At 47.8% G+C, this 21,149-nt stretch carries 18 protein-coding genes; 1 reads left to right on the forward strand and 17 read right to left on the reverse strand.

Going from position 1 to position 21,149, the window contains the following annotated elements; translation table 11 throughout:
- Nucleotides 1-31 precede the first annotated feature (31 nt).
- The 16 genes from AC6I2O_RS12605 to argC form a co-directional block, all read right to left on the reverse strand.
- On the reverse strand, nt 32-817 hold the full coding sequence (locus tag AC6I2O_RS12605) for a Nif3-like dinuclear metal center hexameric protein (RefSeq protein WP_497742820.1): 786 nt from the start codon (nt 815-817) through the stop codon (nt 32-34).
- Nucleotides 818-960: 143 nt separating this feature from the next.
- A complete protein-coding gene (locus AC6I2O_RS12610; protein ID WP_497742821.1) occupies nt 961-1,683 on the reverse strand; it encodes a tRNA (adenine(22)-N(1))-methyltransferase in 723 nt (240 codons plus the stop codon).
- Nucleotides 1,684-1,732: 49 nt separating this feature from the next.
- Nucleotides 1,733-2,827, reverse strand: a complete 1,095-nt coding sequence (gene rpoD, locus AC6I2O_RS12615) for an RNA polymerase sigma factor RpoD (protein ID WP_120391823.1) — start codon at nt 2,825-2,827, stop codon at nt 1,733-1,735.
- Between the two features lie 69 nt (nt 2,828-2,896).
- Nucleotides 2,897-4,657, reverse strand: a complete 1,761-nt coding sequence (dnaG, locus tag AC6I2O_RS12620; RefSeq protein WP_497742823.1) for a DNA primase — start codon at nt 4,655-4,657, stop codon at nt 2,897-2,899.
- 17 nt (nt 4,658-4,674) lie between these two features.
- Nucleotides 4,675-5,682, reverse strand: a complete 1,008-nt coding sequence (locus AC6I2O_RS12625) for a deoxyguanosinetriphosphate triphosphohydrolase (protein ID WP_120391824.1) — start codon at nt 5,680-5,682, stop codon at nt 4,675-4,677.
- Nucleotides 5,683-5,711: 29 nt separating this feature from the next.
- Complete coding sequence (locus AC6I2O_RS12630; RefSeq protein ID WP_497742825.1) at nt 5,712-8,051, reverse strand: DNA internalization-related competence protein ComEC/Rec2; 2,340 nt, start codon at nt 8,049-8,051, stop codon at nt 5,712-5,714.
- Nucleotides 8,052-8,075: 24 nt separating this feature from the next.
- A complete protein-coding gene (locus AC6I2O_RS12635) occupies nt 8,076-9,032 on the reverse strand; it encodes a GerMN domain-containing protein (RefSeq protein ID WP_497742826.1) in 957 nt (318 codons plus the stop codon).
- A gap of 35 nt (nt 9,033-9,067) precedes the next feature.
- Entirely contained in the window at nt 9,068-10,549 is a 1,482-nt protein-coding gene (locus AC6I2O_RS12640; protein ID WP_497742827.1) for a sensor histidine kinase, read from the reverse strand.
- On the reverse strand, nt 10,494-11,183 hold the full coding sequence (locus tag AC6I2O_RS12645) for a response regulator transcription factor (RefSeq protein ID WP_120391828.1): 690 nt from the start codon (nt 11,181-11,183) through the stop codon (nt 10,494-10,496). The genes AC6I2O_RS12640 and AC6I2O_RS12645 overlap by 56 nt, the downstream gene beginning before the upstream one ends.
- A 19-nt stretch (nt 11,184-11,202) precedes the next feature.
- On the reverse strand, nt 11,203-11,856 hold the full coding sequence (locus tag AC6I2O_RS12650) for a ComEA family DNA-binding protein (RefSeq protein WP_497742828.1): 654 nt from the start codon (nt 11,854-11,856) through the stop codon (nt 11,203-11,205).
- 80 nt (nt 11,857-11,936) lie between these two features.
- Nucleotides 11,937-14,015: a glycogen debranching protein gene (locus AC6I2O_RS12655; RefSeq protein WP_497742982.1), complete on the reverse strand. Its 2,079-nt coding sequence runs from the start codon at nt 14,013-14,015 to the stop codon at nt 11,937-11,939.
- Nucleotides 14,016-14,151: 136 nt separating this feature from the next.
- Nucleotides 14,152-14,580, reverse strand: a complete 429-nt coding sequence (locus AC6I2O_RS12660; RefSeq protein ID WP_120391830.1) for a DMT family transporter — start codon at nt 14,578-14,580, stop codon at nt 14,152-14,154.
- An 81-nt stretch (nt 14,581-14,661) separates the two neighbouring features.
- A complete protein-coding gene (locus AC6I2O_RS12665; protein ID WP_497742830.1) occupies nt 14,662-15,849 on the reverse strand; it encodes an aspartate aminotransferase family protein in 1,188 nt (395 codons plus the stop codon).
- Between the two features lie 65 nt (nt 15,850-15,914).
- Complete coding sequence (gene argB / locus AC6I2O_RS12670; protein WP_120391832.1) at nt 15,915-16,838, reverse strand: acetylglutamate kinase; 924 nt, start codon at nt 16,836-16,838, stop codon at nt 15,915-15,917.
- Nucleotides 16,839-16,854: 16 nt separating this feature from the next.
- Complete coding sequence (gene argJ / locus AC6I2O_RS12675; protein ID WP_497742831.1) at nt 16,855-18,084, reverse strand: bifunctional glutamate N-acetyltransferase/amino-acid acetyltransferase ArgJ; 1,230 nt, start codon at nt 18,082-18,084, stop codon at nt 16,855-16,857.
- A gap of 121 nt (nt 18,085-18,205) precedes the next feature.
- Nucleotides 18,206-19,246, reverse strand: a complete 1,041-nt coding sequence (argC, locus tag AC6I2O_RS12680; protein ID WP_120391834.1) for an N-acetyl-gamma-glutamyl-phosphate reductase — start codon at nt 19,244-19,246, stop codon at nt 18,206-18,208.
- 304 nt (nt 19,247-19,550) lie between these two features.
- On the opposite strand from argC, the gene AC6I2O_RS12685 reads away from it, so the two are divergent.
- Nucleotides 19,551-20,783, forward strand: coding sequence for an argininosuccinate synthase (locus AC6I2O_RS12685; RefSeq protein WP_120391835.1), 1,233 nt, complete (start codon nt 19,551-19,553; stop codon nt 20,781-20,783).
- On the opposite strand, the gene AC6I2O_RS12690 is transcribed toward AC6I2O_RS12685, so the two are convergent.
- Nucleotides 20,678-21,148 carry a type II toxin-antitoxin system RelE/ParE family toxin gene (locus tag AC6I2O_RS12690; RefSeq protein WP_497742832.1) on the reverse strand — a complete coding sequence of 157 codons (471 nt, stop codon included), beginning with the start codon at nt 21,146-21,148 and terminating at the stop codon, nt 20,678-20,680. The genes AC6I2O_RS12685 and AC6I2O_RS12690 overlap by 106 nt on opposite strands.
- Nucleotide 21,149 lies beyond the last annotated feature (1 nt).

A 21,149-nucleotide genomic window follows, 5' to 3' on the forward strand; every position in this document is an offset into this window, starting at 1 on the left:
GATACTCCCCCTCTTCTCAACAAACAATCCGTCAAACTACGATAAATGGTTCTCTTTCTTTTACTTCTTTGATCTTCAGATCCGGAAATGCCTCCCGCAATTCTTGCGCCATCTCAGGAACAAAAATATGTTCAATACCATAATGTCCCGCATCAATAACCGCCATTCCCTGATCCACTGCATCGAGACCGTCGTGATGGCCGATGTCTCCAGTCACCAGAAGATCCGCATTCGCCGCCAGCGCCGAACCGATCATACTTTTCCCAGAACCCGGTGATACTGCGACGCGTTTGATATCTTTATCCGGACTTCCGAACAGCCTTACAGATTTTAATCCGAACGCTTTTTTGACATATTCGCAGTACGCTCCTGCCGTCATCTTCCCGGAAGCAATTCCAACGCTGCCGATTCCGTAAACGCTTCCGTCATCCCGGATTCCTGTTATTTCCAGAATCTGTGTCTTTTTTAATTTAAGCGCTTTTTCCGCCAGCTCCGTCATCTTCAGAACGTCATAATTCGTATGTATTGCATAGTGTGCAATACCATTTTCCACCATGGCAAGAATTTTCCGCCCTTGAAAATTTCCATCTGTGATATTCCTGATTCCTGAAAGCAAAAGCGGGTGATGGGTTACCAGAAGATCTGCTCCCCAGGAAATACATTCCTGAATCACATGGTCTGTCGCATCCAGCGCTATCATTACTTTTTTAACCGTATGGAAACTCTTTCCAACCTGAAGCCCTGGATTATCCCAGTTCATCGCATAAATTGACGGATAACGCTCTGCAAGTCTGTCAATTATTTTTTCCATTTTCATATTTTATGTCTCCTTATTTGTGTCTCCTGTGTTTTCTTTTTGTGTCTCCTTTTTATGTCGCTTTATTTCCTGTAAATCCTCTGCAACACTTTCAATCAGGGAACCAGCTTCTCCTTCCATAAAAATGCTGTGCTCTTTTCCTCTTATAAACTGGTAGCTTCTGTGTAAAGTGCCAGCACTTCCTCAATCAACTCCAAGGTTTCTGCAACCTCCTGCCGCCTGCGGGAAGCCCCCTCTCCTGATTGCCCGGCAAGCGCATCCTGTATCCGCCGATTCATCTGTCTTTCGCCCAGCAGAAACTCCCTCAAAACCGGGTGGCGAGCCTTTATGAGAAACGGACCAAATCTCAGCTGTGCCTCTGTCAGCGGCGATGCCAGAACGTCCGTCTTCTCTCTTCGCACAGCCCGCATCATAGGATAAAACTTCTGTTCCTCACAGAGCATCTCCTCACTGACAATCTGCCAGCCCTCCTTTTCAATATATGCACGGACAGCTCGAATATCAGACTGCGGCTGTAAAATCAGCTCTCTACAACCCACAAGCTTTTCCCTGCCTTCTTCTAAAATACGCACCATAAGCGGGCCTCCCATGCCCGCAATTACAATACTTTCAGCCTCCCCACAGCGCAATGCGGCCAGCCCGTCAGAAAGCCTCGTCTCAATGACTGCTTCCAGGCCCGCCTCCTGAATATGTCTCTGTGCTTTTCCCAGCGGTCCTCTGTTTACATCCATGGCGAGCGCACATGGAATCTTTTTATTTGACACGAGATAAATCGGTATGTACGCGTGGTCAGTCCCGATATCCGCAAGGATACTGCCGGAAGTTACCATACCGGCAACCGTCCTCAGCCTTTTTGAAATTTGCATATGATAACCTCCTTTTTTAACGAAAACCTATCCTGTCACCAAATTATTTTTATTCAAGATAATCCCGCAGCTTCCGGCTTCTGCTCGGATGGCGGAGCTTTCTCAGTGCCTTTGCCTCAATCTGCCGGATTCGCTCTCTTGTCACGTTAAATTCCCGTCCAACCTCCTCCAATGTTCTCGCACGCCCGTCCTCCAGGCCAAAACGCAGACAAAGCACGCGCTGTTCGCGCTGCGTCAGCGTCGAAAGCACTTCCACAAGCTGCTCCCGCAAAACCGTATAAGTTGCGGCCTCCGAAGGCACAGGAAGCCGGTCATCCCGTATAAAATCGCTCAGATGACTATCCTCTTCCTCCCCGACCGGTGTTTCCAGTGAAACCGGTTCCATAGCGATATTCAGAATCTCCTGTACTTTCTGTACCGGCATATGAAGCCTGTCCGCAATCTCCTCCGGTCTCGGTTCCCTTCCAAGCTCCTGCACAAGAGTACGCGAAGTACGCACCACACGATTCATCGTTTCCACCATGTGAACAGGAATCCGTATCGTCCGTGCCTGATCTGCAATAGAACGGGTAATTGCCTGGCGAATCCACCAGGTTGCATACGTACTGAATTTAAAGCCTTTCTGATAATCGAATTTTTCCACAGCTTTTATCAGGCCAAGATTCCCCTCCTGAATCAGATCAAGAAGCTGCATCCCCCGGCCCGCATATTTTTTTGCTATACTGACTACCAGACGCAGATTCGCTTCTGCAAGCTTTTCTCTGGCTGCCTCATCCCCGTTGCTCATACGCTTTGCCAGAAGAAGCTCATCTTCTGAGGAAAGAAGCGGTATCTTACCGATCTCCTTCAAATACATCCGCATCGGATCGTCCATAGAAATTCCGTCTGATAATTCTGTTTCCGGCTCATCCGGAAGTTCTTCCTCTTCCATCAGCAAAACCGGCTCGTCCGCAGGCAGCTTCTGCCCGATACTGATCCCTTTCGCTTCAAGATAATCCAGGACATGCTCATATTCTCCGGCACCTAACGCCTGACCACTTAAAAAATCCTGAATCTCTTCATATTCCAGCACATTTTGCTGTCCTTTTGCCTTTTCTATCAGTTCGTCAAGTTTCTTTGGTAGGTCGATTATCTGTGTGCCCATCTGATTCCCGCCTTTCCGGTTTGTCCGGGTATTGCTTTTCGTTGATTACTTAGCTATAGTCTGTCCGTGTTACAAAGAAATATGCAGCCTCCCCAACTCCTTCAGTCTTCTTTTTGCATCAATTAATTTCTGAAGCCCCACAATATCAGACGGATCAAGCGCAACGGTCTTTTTCTCAATCCCGTATTCCATCACCTTGTAGAGCGTTTCCTGAATTGCCTTTTCCTGTTCCTTTTCATTTTCCAGCGTAACCGCCGTATTAAAAAGCTGTGCAACGACCCGCTGTTGTTCCGGGTCTGTAAAATAATTCGTAATCCTGGCTGGATTCAGTTCTCCCTTTTCCAGCTGTTCATACAGCATAGAAGCCACCTTCTGATACAGCTCGTCCGAGAAATCCTCCGGGCGAACATAATTCGAAATCATGGAAAACAATGTAGGGTATTCGGTCAACCACGTCAGAATCAATCTCTGAGAAACCAGGATACCATCCTCCTTTTCCGGACGCTTCTGCTGCCTTACAGGACCCTTTCGAACCGGAACACCCTGCATCAGTACATTCAAAACCATTTTCCGCATCCCTTCAAAGGAAATCTGAAAGCGTCCAGCGACAGCCTCAATATAATTTTCCCGCTCAAGCTCCAACTCAAATTCCGCAATTCTGGACGCCACAGCCTGAAAAAATTTTGTTTTGCTGTCCGGGTCCTTCATATCATAGGATTTCTGCAAAATTGATAATTCAAACAGAAAACTGTTCTCTGCCGCGTCGATACGCTCCTGAAATGCTTCCTGTCCGAGTGCCTTGATAAATTCATCAGGATCTTTGTACGGGTCCATATGAAGCACCCTGGCAGAAATCCCTGCTGTCTTCAAAAGTGGAATTGCCCGAAGCGCAGCCCGAATTCCCGCTTCATCGCTGTCATACGTCAGGATCACCTCATCTGTATACCGCTTTAAAAGAGAGGCATGCTGACTGGTAAGCGCTGTCCCAAGAGAAGCAACCGCATTCGTAAAACCGGCCTGATGCATGGAAATCACATCCATGTACCCCTCACAGACCAGAAGATACCGCTTTTTCGATGTCCTCGCGTAATTCAGGCCATACAGGTTCCGGCTTTTGTCAAAGATCACAGTCTCCGGCGAATTGAGATACTTCGGCTTACCATCGCCCATCACACGGCCTCCAAAACCGATCACCTTATTGTTCACATCCATAATCGGAAACATGACGCGGTTCCAGAATTTATCATACATCCCCTGTTTTTCATTTACCTGCATCAATCCGGATTCCTTTAAAAGCTGATCCGAAATACCCTGTTTTTTGAGATAACGGTACAGGGCATCACTGTACGGCCCGGCATATCCGATTCCGAACCGCTTTATGGTCTCATCGCTCAGACTCCTGTTTTTCAGATACTGCATTGCCTTTTCCCCCTGCTGCGTACGCAGAAGATAGCAAAAATATCTTGCAGCTGTCTTATTAATCTCCCGCACAGCAGATTTTAAATCCTGCTGCCGTCTTTCTTCCCCTGTATATTCCTGCTCTGGAAGCGTAATGCCGGCCCGTTCAGCCAGCAGCTTCAGTGCCTCCGGAAACGTATAATTTTCGTATTCCATAATAAACGTAAACACATTTCCGCCTGCCCCGCAACCAAAACAGTAGTACATCTGCTTCCCCGGACTAACGGAAAAGGAAGGCGATTTTTCATTGTGAAACGGACAGAGTCCGAAATAAGAGCTGCCTTTTCTCTGCAGCTTTACGTAGCCCGAAATCACATCTACAATGTCATTTCTTGACCGCACTTCTTCTACAATTTCATCTGAATAATACATATACTCCCCGCCTTCTGTTACCTCTGCCACGATTCCGGTACAAATAGCTCTTTGTATTTATGAATCGCATACGAATCTGTCATACCCGCAATATAATCGCACACCACCCGCTCTTGCGGCTCTCCTTTTTCCTGCTTCAAAAACCGATATTCTTCCGGAAGCTGTTCTGGGTATTCGTTATAATAGCGATACAATTCCTGAATCATACGAATCGCCTTATCTTCCTCTCCCTTAGCTGCCTCATTGCTGTATACATGCCGAAACATAAACGCTCTCAGATACTTCATGGCTGATTCCATCCGATCAGACATAACGATCGCACCGCGGCCTTCACTGTGTTCCACCACATCGTGAATCAGCGTATTCAGACGCATCCTCGTGGTCTCACCCATGATCCGCCGGCTCTCCTCCGGAATATCCTCTTCCTGCAAAATACCGGCTCGCTCCGCATCATCAATATCATGATTGATATAAGCGATTTTATCACAATACCGGACAATCTGTCCCTCCAGCGTATGCGGCGTCCCTGACGTACGGTGATTGCGAATCCCATCGCGCACCTCCCAGGTCAGATTCAGTCCTTCCCCGCCTTTTTCCAGCAGCTCTACCACCCTTACACTCTGCTCAAAATGCGCAAAACCATAGGGACAAACCGCTGCAAGAGCCCGTTCACCTGCATGTCCAAACGGAGTGTGCCCCAGATCATGTCCAAGTGCAATCGCATCCGCCAGATCTTCATTCAGTCGCAGCGCCTTTGCAATCGTTCTCGAAAGCTGCGCAACTTCCAGCGTATGCGTCAGTCTTGTCCGGTAATGGTCTCCTTCCGGTATTAAAAACACTTGTGTCTTCTGTTTTAGTCTCCGGAACGATTTACTGTGCAAAATCCTGTCCCGGTCTCGCTGGAATACTGTACGGATATCGCAGGCCTCTTCTTCGACCTCCCGCCCCCGGGAATACCGGCTGAACGCTGCATAAGGGCTGAATACGGCAAGTTCCAGCTCTTCCGTTTTCTCACGTATCGTCATGGTTTTTTCACCTCTTTTATTATTATATTCTAAACAGGCGGTATTTTTCCATTATTTTTCAAATTTTTTTCAAATTTTTCATAATTTCCTGTGCTTTTTACAGCAAATGTCTTTCCGTCTGTCGTGACAGAAACCGCGCCGCACTCTGCTGTCACAAAAATATCGTTTCCCGCATGCGCAAGCCTGTCTACGGTCTCCTGCGCCGGATGCCCATATGCATTATCCCTGCCACAGGAAATTACAGCAATTCGGGGCTGAACCCGCGCAAGAAGTTCCTGTCCGGATGCGCCCGCGGAACCGTGATGTCCCACCTTCAGAACATCCGCGTGCAAGTCCGCATCGGAAGCCGCAAGCCTGCGCTCTGCCTCCCCCTCCAGATCTCCTGTAAAAAGCATCCGGAATTGCCCGTAACTCAGCATCAGAACCATAGAATCCTCATTCTTCTCTCCTGTAAGCATGCTTCTTTCCGGGGCCAGACATAACAACTGCCAGGCATGGGCCGTACCTTCTCCTCCTGCTATTTTGCCTCCTGCTTCCATACGTGAAACCTTCAGTCCCTTTTCCCCTGCCATCTGCCGAAGTTCCAGAAAATCCGCCTGACTGGCACACGGCGGCAGCACGATATGCTTCACAGAAATGCCATGTACATTTCTTCCACCGACTCCGACCTCATACGACGCAATATACTCGGCAATCCCGTTCATATGATCTTCATCCGCATGCGACAGAAAAATATAATCAAGTTCCGCAATCCCATAATATTTCACAGCAGGTCCGATTACATATTCCCATATTTTATCTCTAGAAGAACTTCCTCCGTCAATCAGACAGTTTTCACCGGTCGGTAACTGTACCAGGGCGCAGTCTCCCTGTCCGACGTCCAGGCAATCAATCTGAAGACGCCGCCCCGGACGTACCGTCAGAACTGCCAGACACACCAGTCCCGCGCAAAGCCAGATACTCCGCATCCCCCATTTTCCCAAACAATTCTTTTTCCTCCCACCTCGGGCTGTTTTCCGCGTATGAACTTGAAAGATCTGACCGATCAGCCAGACTACGCCAAGCAATACCATATAATAAACTACAATTCTCCACTTCTCAGGACGCCCCGTCACCCATACCGGTACCGGCAGCCTCTGCTGAAACCGGCACAGCCACTCAAAACCAGACAGAAGATACCGGACAGGAGCGGCAAAAAACATACCGGCCGATACGGAAACCATACCAACGCACGCTGCAATCAATCCTGATGTCATTAGAATACCCATCAAAGGTACTACTACCAGATTTGCCACCACACTCCACGGCGATGCCTGATAGAAAAAATACGCAGTAAATGGAAGGGTACCAAACCATACGGTCAGCGAAGTACCTACCGCTTTCCCTGCCATTCCCGTAATATGAGAAGATTTCAAAACAGCCCCAGTCACCACCGACAGGGTCAGCACTGCTGAAAACGACAGCAGAAACGATGCCTGGTACAAATTCCGACCGTCTCCGGCCACAAGAAGCAACGCTGCAACCGAAATTGCTGTCAGCATATCATAACTCCTTCCGCACACCTGCGCTCCAAGCCACACAAAAAACATGATACATGCTCTTCGAGCGGAAATGCTGAACCCGGACATAAAAAGATAAAAGGACAGGACTGCGGCAGAAAACAGTGCAGAACTTTGAAAGCTGCATCGAAACCTCCGCAAAAGCCGGAACCCTAACATACCAAGCAAGGAAATATGAAGTCCTGAAATCGCCAGGATATGTGAAATGCCGCCTTCCTGATACTGTTGTTTCCACTCGCGTTCCATCCAGTTTTTTTCACCCAGACTGATCGCGGAAATTGTCCTCGCTGCACGATCCGGCAGTATTTGACAGTAAGATTCCCTAAGTGCCGCCCGCATCTGGTGTGCCCATAATACAGGACCCGAAGACTTTTTCTCAACAAAAAGAATTTTTGCACGTCTTAACTGCCCCACCGTATTTTGTGCCCAATAATAGGCTTTTGCATCAAATTCACCCGGATTTGCAGCGTCGTCATAGCTCCGGAATTCCCCTTTAACGCAGACGATGTCCCCGGGCTGTATTTCCGTATATTCTGTTGTAAATATGAGATTTAAATCAGATAGCAAAGATATAACAGAATTTTTCTTATTTTGAATACTCAGATGATTCACAGACAGGCGTATACCTGTAGATAACTTTTCACACTTGCTCACCGTTCCCCGGATCATAACTGTTCCGCTTTGCCCCTGCGCTTCCAGCAAAGCTTCCGCTGCTTGATCCGGGAAACCGCGGCTGCAGTTTCCCGTTTCACACAGCAAGAACAGAAACAGCAGAACAGCTGTGCAAAATACGCTCAGTGCTCTTTTCAAACTGTCACTCCTTTATATTCTTTCTCAGGCGGCAGTCTCCTCCGTCTGCATGGAGCTCTGTTCAATATACGAACGGTTCATCATAAAAACCTGATTCAGATCAACTGTATTCCAGAACAGCACATCACTGTCTCCGTTGATCTCGAACTTCACACCGGAAATACCATCGCACGTATCACAGATCGAATTGACAACTGCATACAGCACAACTGTGGCATCCGGCGGATTCTCTGACGGCATATTGTTCACGCTCTCGTCAAAGTTGATCGTACAGATTCCATTTTGAATGTATACATTCTGAATCCGCACGTCGCTTCCAAGGACTGCCTTATGTCCTGATTCCTCGGGACCCGCAAGAAGCTGCTCAACCACCACGCGTTCCTGTACCATATTACTGGAATAATGCAGGCTCCGCGTCTCCTTCACAAGCTTCTCTCCGTCGCTGTCCGCAAAATACAGAATCAGGGTTGCATATTGATAGGAATTGATTCCACCCTCTTTTGTATCAATGAAGGAATTGGCATCCATCGGCTGTACCAGTTCTCCGGCTGTATCCTTCAGCTGTTCTTTATTTACCGTAATCATAACCTTTGCAACACCGGGAACCTGAGAAAAGGTCTTAACCACCGCCGCACGCAAAAGTACTTCCTGCGTATTGCTCAGCTTATAGTATTCCCCAGAAAAATCAATACGCAGCGCATCAATACCACGCTCATAACCATTCACCGCCACGCCCTCTGCAAATACACTCATCAATCCCGAGGAACCCGCAGGCGGATTCTGAAGCTGTCTGAGCAGCTCGTCCATCATCTCCTCAAACGTCTGCGCCTGCGGATAATAGTCGGACTCCGCAAGCCGTGTTCCGGCCTGATTGACATAATATAATTTATAACTGTTCTCCTTCTCCTGCTTTTTCCCACAGCCCCAAAGCACAAATAGAAATACTGCAAACAGAAGCAGAAGCTTTCTTTTTCTTTTCACCAAATGCCTCCCGTCATCATAGACCGTTTCCTGTATCACGGTACATATTTCAGCGGGATACGCACCGTAAAGGTGGTTCCCTCCCCTTCTTTGCTGTACACCTTGATCGCACCGTGATGCATGAGAACAGCACTCCGTGTGATTGCGAGTCCCAGTCCGGTCCCTCCGATTTCTCTGGAATGGGATTTATCAACCCGGTAAAAACGTTCAAATATATGCTCCTGGTCAGATTCCGGAATTCCCATGCCGGAATCTTCCACCTTTACATAGAAATATTTGCTGTCAATATTCAGGGAAACATGCACCCAGCCGTCTTCCTTATTATATTTAATCCCGTTCTCAACAAGGTTCGACAACGCCAGCGTCAGCTTTGTCTCATCCACTTCCGCCAGAATCGGCTTAAAGCTTTCAAGCACCAGATCAATATTCTGTTTTGCGGCAATCGGGCGCAGACGCTTCAAAATCAGTTCAATCAGCTGATTGATATTGGTTTCCTTAATATTCACGTCAGAAGATCGCTTGTCCATCTTCACAAGAGACAGTAGATCTGTAATAATCTTGTTCTCTCTGTCGATCTCTTCCGCAATATCGCCCATAAATTCCTGATAGAGCTCTGCCGGAACATCCTTTTGCGCCAGCAGAGAATCAGCCAGTACTTTCATAGAAGTAATCGGCGTCTTGAGCTCATGCGAGACATTGGAAACAAACTCCTGCCGCGATTCTTCCTGAATCTTGAGCCGCTTCAGCATACGATTATATGCCTCGGCAAGCATCTGTGTTTCCGTGTACTCCGGAATGGAAATTCCTTCGTCATCAATCACGTTTCCCTGCATACCTTCCAGAGAACGTGTAATCTTTCCGAATGGCTTTGTCAGAACCCTCGCCACATAATAAGCAGCCGCCAGAATCAGAATGGTAATCACGACCTGCAAAATCAGAACCGTGTTACTCAGCGCATCCTTACCATCCTTCACATCCTGCGTTGACAGGCTGACGATCATAATTCCTTCTGTAGACTTTGTATCCGGATTTTTCACCGGAAGCGTCAGTTCCAGAAATTCATTTTCTTCATTGTAATTTGTCGAATCGGTGCCAAGAAAACACTGGAGCACCTCCTCTGAAATAATCACTTTGTCCTCATCAATCTCATAAGTATCCCGGACAATGCGAAAGCTGCTGTTTACAATTATCACTCTGCCGTTGTAAATGCTCGCAAGCTGTACAAGCTGCTTATCAACCTGCTGGCTTGTCGAAACATTTCTAATATAACCGGAACTTCCGACCTGATCCACAATCTGCTGGCATTGGCTCTGAATCAGCGCACTTTTCTGCTCAATAGACTGTGTTTCATAATTCTCTAAGATTACGTATTTCATCAGAAAGATCGGAATCATACCTACAAGCAGCACAATGACAAAAATCCGTGTACGCAGACTTTTAAAATGTCCACGGAGCCTTTCCTTAATGCTGGAAATAATAACCCACTCCCCACTTCGTATGTACGTATTTTGGTTCACTCGGATTTGCTTCGATCTTCTCGCGCAGTCTCCGAATGTGGACATCCACGGTCCGGACATCACCCGGATACTCATAGCCCCACACAATATTCAGAAGATTTTCTCTGCTGTATACTTTATTCGGATTAAAAACAAGCAGCTCTAGGACATCAAATTCCTTTGCTGTCAGGTTGACCTCCTTGCCTGCTATGCTGACTCTTCTGCCCTCACAGTCAATGGCCAGATCCCCGACCTCTACGATCTTGCCTTTCGGCTCCGATGCAGTCTTCTGCGAAGTCCTGCGGATAATTGCCTTCAGCCGGGCCTTTACTTCAAGAATATTAAACGGCTTCGTGATATAATCATCGGCGCCATACTCAAGTCCCATAATCTTATCCATATCATCGCCTTTTGCCGTCAGCATGACAATCGGTACATCCGAAAACTCCCGGATCTGCTGGCAGACCTCAAGCCCGTCAAGTTTCGGCAGCATCAGATCCAGCAGAATAATGTCATATTCTTTCTCCTTCGCCATCTGGACTGCCTCTTCGCCATCGTATGCACAGTCCACCTCCATATCATCCTGCTCCAGACTGAACCGGATTCCTTTCACAATCAGCTTCTCATCGTCTACTACCAAAACTCTTTTACTCATGGTTTCACTCCTTCACTGCCTATACCGTAATCTGATCCTTTATTTTCGAAAATACAGCCTGCTTAATTCCCGGAATTTGCCGAATCTCCTCGATAGAAGAAAAAGCTCCGTGCTCCGCCCGGTACTGCACAACTGCCTGAGCTTTTGCTTCCCCAATTCCCGGAAGCGTCATCAGCTCATCCACATCTGCCGTATTCAGATTTACCTTACCCTGCTCCTGCGTTTTCCCGCCTGTACTTCCATCTGGCCAAAGCTCGGCCAGATCACAAACGGTACCCTCTCCCCGAACGTCCTTTATCTTCCGGGTCTCTTCTTTTGTATACACATACAGCTGCTGACCATCCTGCATGGGACTGGCCTGATTCAGCCATGTCTCGTCTGCCTCCGGCAAAAAACCGCCTGCCAGCTCCACTGCCTCAAAAATCCGCATTCCGTCATACAGGGGATATACGCCCGGCCGCGATACTGCCCCGCAGACATATACATATCCGGAATAACCCTGTGTCTGCTTCTCGCTGTCAGTCTCCGTATATGACATTTCCGTCTCTGTCGTATGAAGCCATTCGGTTTCCAGCCCGGCTTCATACACCTCATGCCTGCCTCTGCATCCAGTCAGACAATAAAATAACACAAACAATAGGACTGCTGCCAGCCCCCTTCTTTTTTTCTGCATATAATCCATGCAGCCTGCACTGCCGGTTTCCCTTACACCTCTATATTTTAACGAAAAAGTAAAAAATTTGCAATGACTTTTTAAAATTTTCTGCCTGTAAACACCGCGACAGACCGCGGACGCATGATAAATTCACTGGCAATTCTCGTCTCTGTTCCTTCCGGATAGAAATATCTGCCCTGCCCGTCCCCCCAGGTATTCACGCTCAGATACCAGGAACCATTTGTTTTCAGAACCGGAAGCGTAATTCGTACATCCTCCCAGTACGTATTGATTGCTACATATACGAGGTCATCCTCGCCCTTTTTCCTATTGTATCCGGCAAAGCTCAACGCAAATGTGCGGGCATCCGGCGCAATGCTCAGCTTCTCCGCCTGCGTATCATGTATACGCACCGGTTCCATCCCGCAAACGGCATCCGGAAGCCTTTTCCGGATCGCCGGATGTGCTTTCCGATACGCAATCATAAAACGGAAAAACTCAAACAATTCACGGTTTTTTTCAAGCAACGACCAGTCAAGCCAGGAGATCTCATTATCCTGACAGTAACAGTTGTTATTGCCGTACTGTGTATTCCCGAATTCATCACCTGAGAGAAACATCGGTGTTCCGCGGCTGCACATTAAAACCGCGCACGCATTGCGTATCATACGGCGGCGCAGTGTCTGAACTTCCGTATTCGACGTCTCTCCCTCTTCGCCACAGTTCCAGCTTCGGTTGTTATTGCTGCCGTCCGTATTATTCCATCCATTGTTCCAGTTATGTTTTTCGTTATAAGCGTACAGGTCATACAGAGTAAAACCGTCATGGCAGGTCAGGAAATTCACACAGGAATTGTATCCGGCATAGCTTCCTCCATCATCCAGATGGAATCCTCCATAGAGATCCTCCGAGCCCGCAATGCTCCAGGCAGCCGGATGGGCTTCCCAGTTGTCGCCCTTTAAAAATCCACGAATCGTATCCCGGTACCTGCCGTTCCATTCCGCCCACCGGCGGCTTGCCGGAAAGCTTCCCACCTGATACATGCCGCCTGCATCCCAGGCTTCTGCGATCAGCTTCACATTTGCCAGCACCGGATCATACGCCAGACTTTTCAGAAGCGGCGGATTGTTCATCGGTGAACCGTCTGTATTTCTGCCCAGAATACTCGCAAGATCAAACCGGAATCCATCTACTCGGTAACTGACCGTCCAGTATCTCAGGCATTCCAGAATCATTTGCTGCACAATCGGATGATTGCAGTTCAAGGTATTGCCACAACCGCTGAAATTATAATAATTCCCGTCCGGTGTCAGCATATAATAAATCCGGTTGTCAAACCCTTTAAAGCTGAAGGTAGGCCCCATTTCATTGCCCTCTGCCGTATGATTGAACACGACATCCAAAATGACTTCTATTCCGTTTTTATGAAGCTCCCGAATCAGTTCCTTCAGCTCCGTGCCTTCCTGATTATACTCCTCCGAAGCCGTATAGCTCGTGTTGGGCGCAAAAAAGCTGATGGTATTATAGCCCCAGTATTCCAAAAGCTTTTTACCATTCACCTCTCTGGAATTTCGCGTCTCATCAAATTCAAAAATCGGCATCAGTTCTACCGCATTAATTCCAAGTTCCTTGAGATAAGGGATTTTCTCCATCAGACCGGCAAATGTTCCACGATGGGCAACACCGGAAGAAGCATGCTTCGTAAACCCGCGGACATGCAGTTCATATATAATCAGATCGCTCAGCTCTCTTTTGGACTGCGGCATATCTCCCCAGTCAAAAACATCCTGCACGACTCTGGCATGATAGCTGTGTGACGGCTGTTCCCCCCAGATTCGCTGCCCTGCCACTGCTCTCGCATAGGGATCAAGCAGAACCTCTGTTTTTTGAAACATCAGGCCTTTTTTCGGTTCATTGGGACCGTCCACACGGTACGCGTATTCAAACTCTTCTATATTCAGTCCAAAAACAATCATCGAATAGACATCCCCGATCCGGTATGTCTCAGGAAACGGCAGAACCGCATACGGTTCATCCTCTTTTTTATGGAAAAGCAACAGCTCGACAGACGTTCCGTCATGCGTATGCACTGTAAAATTCACGCCCCCCGGAAGCGCAGTCGCTCCATTGACATCAAACATTCCCGGCCTCACCGGAAATCCCTCAATCTCTCCCATCGGGCTTACTGAGACTGGAAAATCCAGCCTTGATTTGTGACTGTAAAACTTCAAAACAAATCCTCCTGTCAGCGTTTTTTGCTGCCACTGATTATAGGAGTATTCCCGAACCCCGTCAACCTTTTTTCCATCACATTTACCATTTAAAAATCACGATCCCGACAATTGAGATCGCCATCCCAATCACCTTACGCCACTCAAGCGGCTCTTTCTCCACACCAAACATCCCGAACAGCTCAATCAAATACGCAATGATCAGCTGTGCCACAACGATCAGCATCGCCGCACGGGCCGGTCCAAGCGAACTCATTGCTTTTACCACTGTCACCGTAATAAACGCGCCGATCACACCGGAAAGCAGCATATATTTATGCTCCACCTGCGCAAGTGACATCAGATTCGTCCGGTCCGTAATCAGCCACGCCCCCAGACAGACCAGCAGCGCCGTAAACTGCACAAAAGCAGACGATACCCATAGGCTCGTCTGCTTCGTCACTTCTGTATTAAAGACTCCCTGCACGCTCATCAGCGCACCAGACAATAATGCAATCAGAATTCCCCACATATACCTTCCGTCCTTTCAATGAAATAAATCATATTTAACATCGAAAGTATATGCAGATTTGTCAAAATCTATACACGGCACTCAAAACGACTGCTCGAGGCGCTTCACCATCTCATCAATATCCGCTTTTTCAATCACAAGCGGCGGCACCAGCCGAAGCACATCGCTTCCTGCGCTGAGTACGATCAGCCCGTTCTCCAGCGCCTTCTTTACAATCTCTCCGACCGGCCGGCCAGTCACAACAAGCCCCTGCATAAATCCTCTTCCCCGCCTCGCCGCAAGGAAATCATACCTGGCAGTCAGCTCGTCCAGCTTTGCCTCAAAATACGGTGTCAGCTCCTTTACATGCGCAATGATGTCAAGTGTTTCAAACAGATCAAACACTCTGGAAACAGCAGCGCAGGCCAGCGGATTCCCACCATACGTCGTTCCATGATCTCCCGGGACAAGAGAAGCCTTGGCTGTCTTTTCATTCAATACGAAAGCTCCCACCGGAATACCACAGCCAAGCGCCTTGGCACACGTCATGACGTCCGGTTTGGTTCCGTACTGCTGCCATGCAAACCAGCTTCCGGTCCGTCCCATTCCACACTGTATCTCATCCAGAATCAGCAGGATATCCTTTTCATCGCAAAGCTTTCTCACTCCGTCCATAAATTCCTGAGATGCCGGATAAATGCCGCCCTCGCCCTGCACCGGCTCCAGAAGGATTGCACACGTCTTATCTGTAACCTGCGCTTTCACGCTTTCCAGATCATTAAAATCAGCAAACCGAATGCCTCCGATCAACGGCTTAAACGCCTCCTGATAATGGGGGTTCCCCGTCACTGAAAGTGCTCCCATACTCCTTCCATGGAAGGAATGGTTCATCGCAATAATCTCATGATCTGTACTTCCGTCTTTCAGATAAGCATATTTTCTGGCAACTTTGATCGCACCCTCAATTGCTTCTGTTCCGCTGTTTGTAAAAAAAACCTTATCCAGCCCGCTCACCTTTACGAGCTTTTCCGCCGCTTCCATAAGTGGCGGGTTATAGAACAGATTTGAAGTATGGATTACCTTTGAGATCTGATCCTTCAGAGCTTCCTCATATTCTCTGTTGCCGTATCCAAGCGCAAACACTGCAATGCCGGCGCCAAAATCCAGGTACCTCTTTCCTTCTACATCTTCAAGGTACACCCCTTCGCCCTTCTCAAAAACAACTGGGAAACGATTGTAGGTGTGGAGCACGCTCTGCTCCGTCCGATCCATATATTCCTTACTTTTCATAATTTAACATCTCCATTTTCTCCGACGTGCAGTTCGCTCCGCTTCGTTTGCAAACGTCCGCCCCGTCATTCTCTTATTTTGCACGTCTCATTGTTTTCCGAATAGTAGCGTTCTTCGGTGTCGCCGATAATGGCCGTACCGATTCCTTTATTGGTGAAAAATTCCAGAAGAAGGCAATGCGCAATTCTTCCATCCAGAATATGCACCCTTGAAACTCCTGCCTCGATTGCTGCAATGCAGTTCTGAAGCTTTGGAAGCATACCGCCGCCCACATTGCCGCTCTTTAAAAATCCTTTTGCTTCCGGTATTGTCAGCTCACTAATCAGTGACGAGCGGTCAAGCGGATCACGGTAGACTCCTTCGATATCGGTCAGGAACGCCAGCTTTGCGGCCTTCACTGCGGTCGCAATCGCACAGGCTGCATCGTCTGCATTGACATTGTAGGAATTAAAACTGCTGTCAAAGCCTACAGGACAGATAACCGGGACAAAATCATTATCAAGCAGTGTATCAAGCAGTCCGGTATTTACCGTTTTTACCTCGCCTACAAAGCCGATATCCTTATCTCCGGCCAGCTTCCTGTCCACCCGCAGGATTCCGCCGTCCTTGCCGCTGATTCCAACCGCTTTCAGGCCCAAATTCTGCATCATGGACACCAGATCCTTATTGATCTTATTTAACACCATCTCCACAATTTCCATCGTCGGCTTGTCCGTTACGCGAAGCCCGTTGATAAAATTTGTTTCCAGACCGATTTTATTAATCCAGCGGGTAATTTCTTTTCCACCACCATGTACGACGATCGGTCTGAAACCGATCAGCTTCAGAAGCGCAACATCCCGTATCACGCTCTGCTTCAGCTCCTGATCAATCATAGCGCTTCCGCCATATTTTACCACAATCGTTTTCCCATGAAAACGGCGGATATAAGGCAGCGCCTCAATAAGGACATTCGCCTTTTCCACCCACAACTCCATTGTTGATTCCATATTTCTTCCCTACCTTTCACGAACGGTAATCCGCATTGATTTTCACATAATCATATGTCAGATCACAGCCCCACGCCGTCGCATGGGCATCTCCCATTTTGATATCCGCAACAGCCGTTACTTCCTTCTCCGAAAGAATTTTCGTCGCTTCCTCTTCGCTGTAATCTGTCGCCACGCCATTTTCAATAATTTTCACCCTGCCTGCTGCGCTTTGAAAATACAGGTCTACCTTTTCCGGATCGAACTGCGCACCGGAATAACCCATCGCACACAGAATACGCCCCCAGTTTGCATCATGGCCGAAAATTGCCGCCTTTGTCAGGCTTGAAGTCACAATGGATTTACTGAGAATCACTGCCTGCTCTTTACTCTCAGCGCCTGTGACCTGCACTTCAAAGAGGGCTGTCGCTCCTTCTCCGTCTGCCGCCATCTGCTTCGCCAGATACGTATTCACTGTATTCAGCGCCTCACAGAATTTCTGATAGTGCTCTCCTTCTGAGACAATTTCAGGATTTCCTGCCAGACCATTTGCCAGAAGCAGACACGTATCGTTTGTCGAGGTGTCTCCATCCACAGAAACCATATTGTAGGTATCCCGGATGTCAGCGCTCAGCGCCTTCTGCAAAAGCTCCTGTGAAATGGCTGCATCTGTTGTCACAAAGCTCAGCATCGTACACATATTCGGATGAATCATACCAGAGCCCTTGCACATACCGCCCACTGTAACTGTTTTTCCCGCAATCTCCACACAAACCGCGATCTCCTTTTTCACGGTGTCTGTCGTCATAATCGCCTCTGCTGCAAGCGTCCCCGCAGCCTCACTGCCCTCGAGCAGCGGCCGCATCGCTTCAATGCCGGCTTCGATCTTATCAATCGGTATCTGTTTGCCGATCACACCAGTTGAGGCAACCAGTACCTGGTTTTCTTCTATTCCAAACAAAGAAGCTGCTTTCTGCGCCGTCTCACGGCAATAGCGCATCCCTTCTTCACCGGTGCAGGCATTGGCCACGCCACTGTTCACAACAACCGCATGTGCCGTTTTATTTCCGTATACAATCTGCTGGTCCCATTTTACCGGAGCCGCCTTTACAAGATTTGTCGTAAAGGTTCCCGCAACCGCACACTGCGCTGCGCTGTAGATCATCGCCATATCCTTGCGTTTCTTTTTGATTCCCGCTGCAATTCCGATTGCCTGAAATCCCTGTGCCGCAGTAACGCCGCCGCTTCTTTTTGTAACCTGAGCCATATCTGAATGTTCCTCCTCTTATCTGAAAATATTGTACATCAATCTTCTTTATATTTCCTGCATCCTCTGTGCACGCGGCACAGAGTTCTCCATACGCAGAAGATATAAAAACAGCCCTGTATTATGGGAAGATCGGCGCCTGATAAAGTCCCTCTGCCTCATCCAGGCCAAAAAGGAGATTCATATTCTGTACGGCTTGGCCTGCGGCGCCTTTTACAAGGTTGTCCATCGCACCCATCATAATGATTCTGTTTGTTCTTGGGTCAATCTTAAAATTAACATCCACATAATTGCTGCCCTCCACCCATCTTGTCTGTGGACAGACATTCTCCGGTAAAACACGGACAAAACGTTCCTTCTCGTAATACTTGTCATAAACGGCCTTTACTTCCTCATACGTCACATTCTTTTTCAAAGATGCATATGCCGTAACCAAAATTCCACGATTCATCGGAACCAAATGGGGGGTAAAGTTCAGCGTCACATGTTCGCCTGATGCATATCCAAGCTGCTCTTCAATCTCCGGTGTATGGCGATGCCCCGCTACCCCGTACGCCTTGATATTTTCATTTACCTCACAGTAAAGGTTATCCGTCTTGGCACCGCGTCCTGCTCCGGAGGTTCCTGATTTTGCATCAATAATCACCGTTGACAGGTCAATCAGCCCTTCTTTTGCCAGCGGATAAATGGATAAGATGCTGCAGGTCGGATAACAGCCAGGATTGGCGATCAGACGCGCTGTTTTAATTTTTTCCCGATTTATCTCACACAGGCCATAGACCGCTTCTTCCAGATACTGCGGCGCCTGATGCTTTATTTTATACCATTCTTCATAGACTGCTACATCTTTCAGTCGGAAATCCGCACTTAAGTCAATTACTTTCGTACTGGAAAGAATTCTTTCATTTATAAAAGAAGCACACAACCCCTGTGGTGTTGCCGTAAAAATCACATCCGCCTTTGCTGCAAGCTCTTCCATATTATCATCCATGCATGTTGCATCCACAAGCTGAAACATATTTTGATAAATAGATGCATAGCTCTGATCCACATAACTTCGTGAGCCATACCAGACAATTTCCGCTTCTTTATGTCCAAGGAGCAGCCGCACCAGCTCTGCACCGGCATACCCCGTTGCTCCGATAATCCCTACTTTGATCATTTCCAAAGTCCTCCCTCAAATCTTTTTAACTTTCCCTATCATATACCAACGAAAAAAAGTTGTAAAGAACTTTCGCACCGCATAATTATACATTGTTTATGAATATTATTCAAGTCTTTTCTGCATATTATACAAAACCAATTTTCTCTATTGCATATTTATGATGTTTGCGGTATACTTGCAGACGAATAGGGCCCTCAGGGATGCCCCATACGGCCAAACAAGGCTGCATTGCCTGAGAAAATAAAAGGAACACGAAAAACCTGGTTTTATAAAATCATTTGGTACTGAGGAGGATTTCATTATGAAAGAAAAAGTAATTCTGGCTTATTCCGGCGGTCTGGACACAACAGCGCTGATTCCGTGGCTGAAGGAGACCTTTGATTATGAAGTAATCTGCTGCTGCATCAACTGTGGGCAGGGTAATGAACTGGAAGGCCTCGATGAACGCGCAAAGCTTTCCGGCGCTTCCAAATTATATATTGAAGATATTGTAGACGAATTCTGTGATGACTTTATCATGCCATGCGTAAAGGCCGGCGCTGTTTATGAGCATAAATATCTGCTCGGCACCTCCATGGCGCGTCCAGTTATCGCAAAGCGCCTTGTGGAAATCGCCCGCAAGGAAGGCGCTACCACCATCTGCCACGGCGCAACAGGAAAAGGAAACGATCAGATCCGTTTTGAACTTGGCATCAAGGCTCTGGCCCCGGATCTCAAAATTATCGCACCATGGCGTATGACCGATGTCTGGACCATGCAGTCCCGTGAGGATGAGATTGAATTCTGTAAACAGCACGGCATCAACCTCCCGTTCGACGCCAGCCAGAGCTACAGCCGCGACCGTAATCTGTGGCACATCAGCCATGAAGGCCTGGAGCTTGAAGATCCGGCGAACGAGCCGAACTATGACCACATGCTCGTGCTCAGCGTCACCCCGGAAAAAGCCCCGGATCAGGGTGAATACATCACCATGACGTTCGAAGCAGGTGTTCCGAAGACGTTAAACGGCAAAGAGATGAAAGTTTCTGAAATTATCTCTGAGCTGAATGTGCTTGGTGGAAAACACGGCATCGGTATTGTTGATATCGTCGAAAACCGCGTAGTGGGCATGAAATCCCGCGGCGTTTATGAAACTCCGGGCGGAACCATCCTCATGGAAGCACACGACCAGCTCGAGGAGCTGATCCTTGACCGCGAAACACTTGAGACAAAGAAAAAACTGGGCAGCCAGTTCGCCCAGGTCGTATACGAAGGAAAATGGTTCACCCCGCTGCGCGAAGCAATTCAGGCATTCGTGGAATCCACGCAGCAATACGTGACCGGAGAAGTAAAATTCAAGCTGTACAAAGGCAATATCATCAAAGCCGGAACGACTTCTCCATACAGCCTCTACAATGAGTCTCTCGCTTCTTTCACAACCGGAGATCTCTACGACCACCACGACGCAAGCGGATTCATCACACTGTTCGGCCTTCCGCTGAAGGTTCGGGCCATGAAGCTTGCTGAGGCAAAGACACAGAAGGCAGATAAATAATAAAAGGCATGATTCACGGACTTTCTATTTTCATTACCATGAATCAAACGCCAAATCAGGCAGGGGATATCCCTGCCTGATTTTATATTTTTCTGATTTGTTACAATCACTTTATCTCCCTGGATTACATAAAAGACAGAATAGTTATCTACCAACAGCCGTCTCATCTCTTTGTTCTGTTCCGGCTCCGATTCCACAATATGGATTCTCTCATCCAATGTATCCAATGTTAATATAGCATCTGCAATCCGGTTGTATTGATTTATTGCGTTTTCCGGTGACTGAAGGACATAAGCAATGTGATTATATAGTTGATCCATATCAGTCAACGCTTCATTTGTAATCTCAACCGTATATCGCTTCATA

Source organism: Blautia sp. St.27G3 (assembly GCF_059728505.1).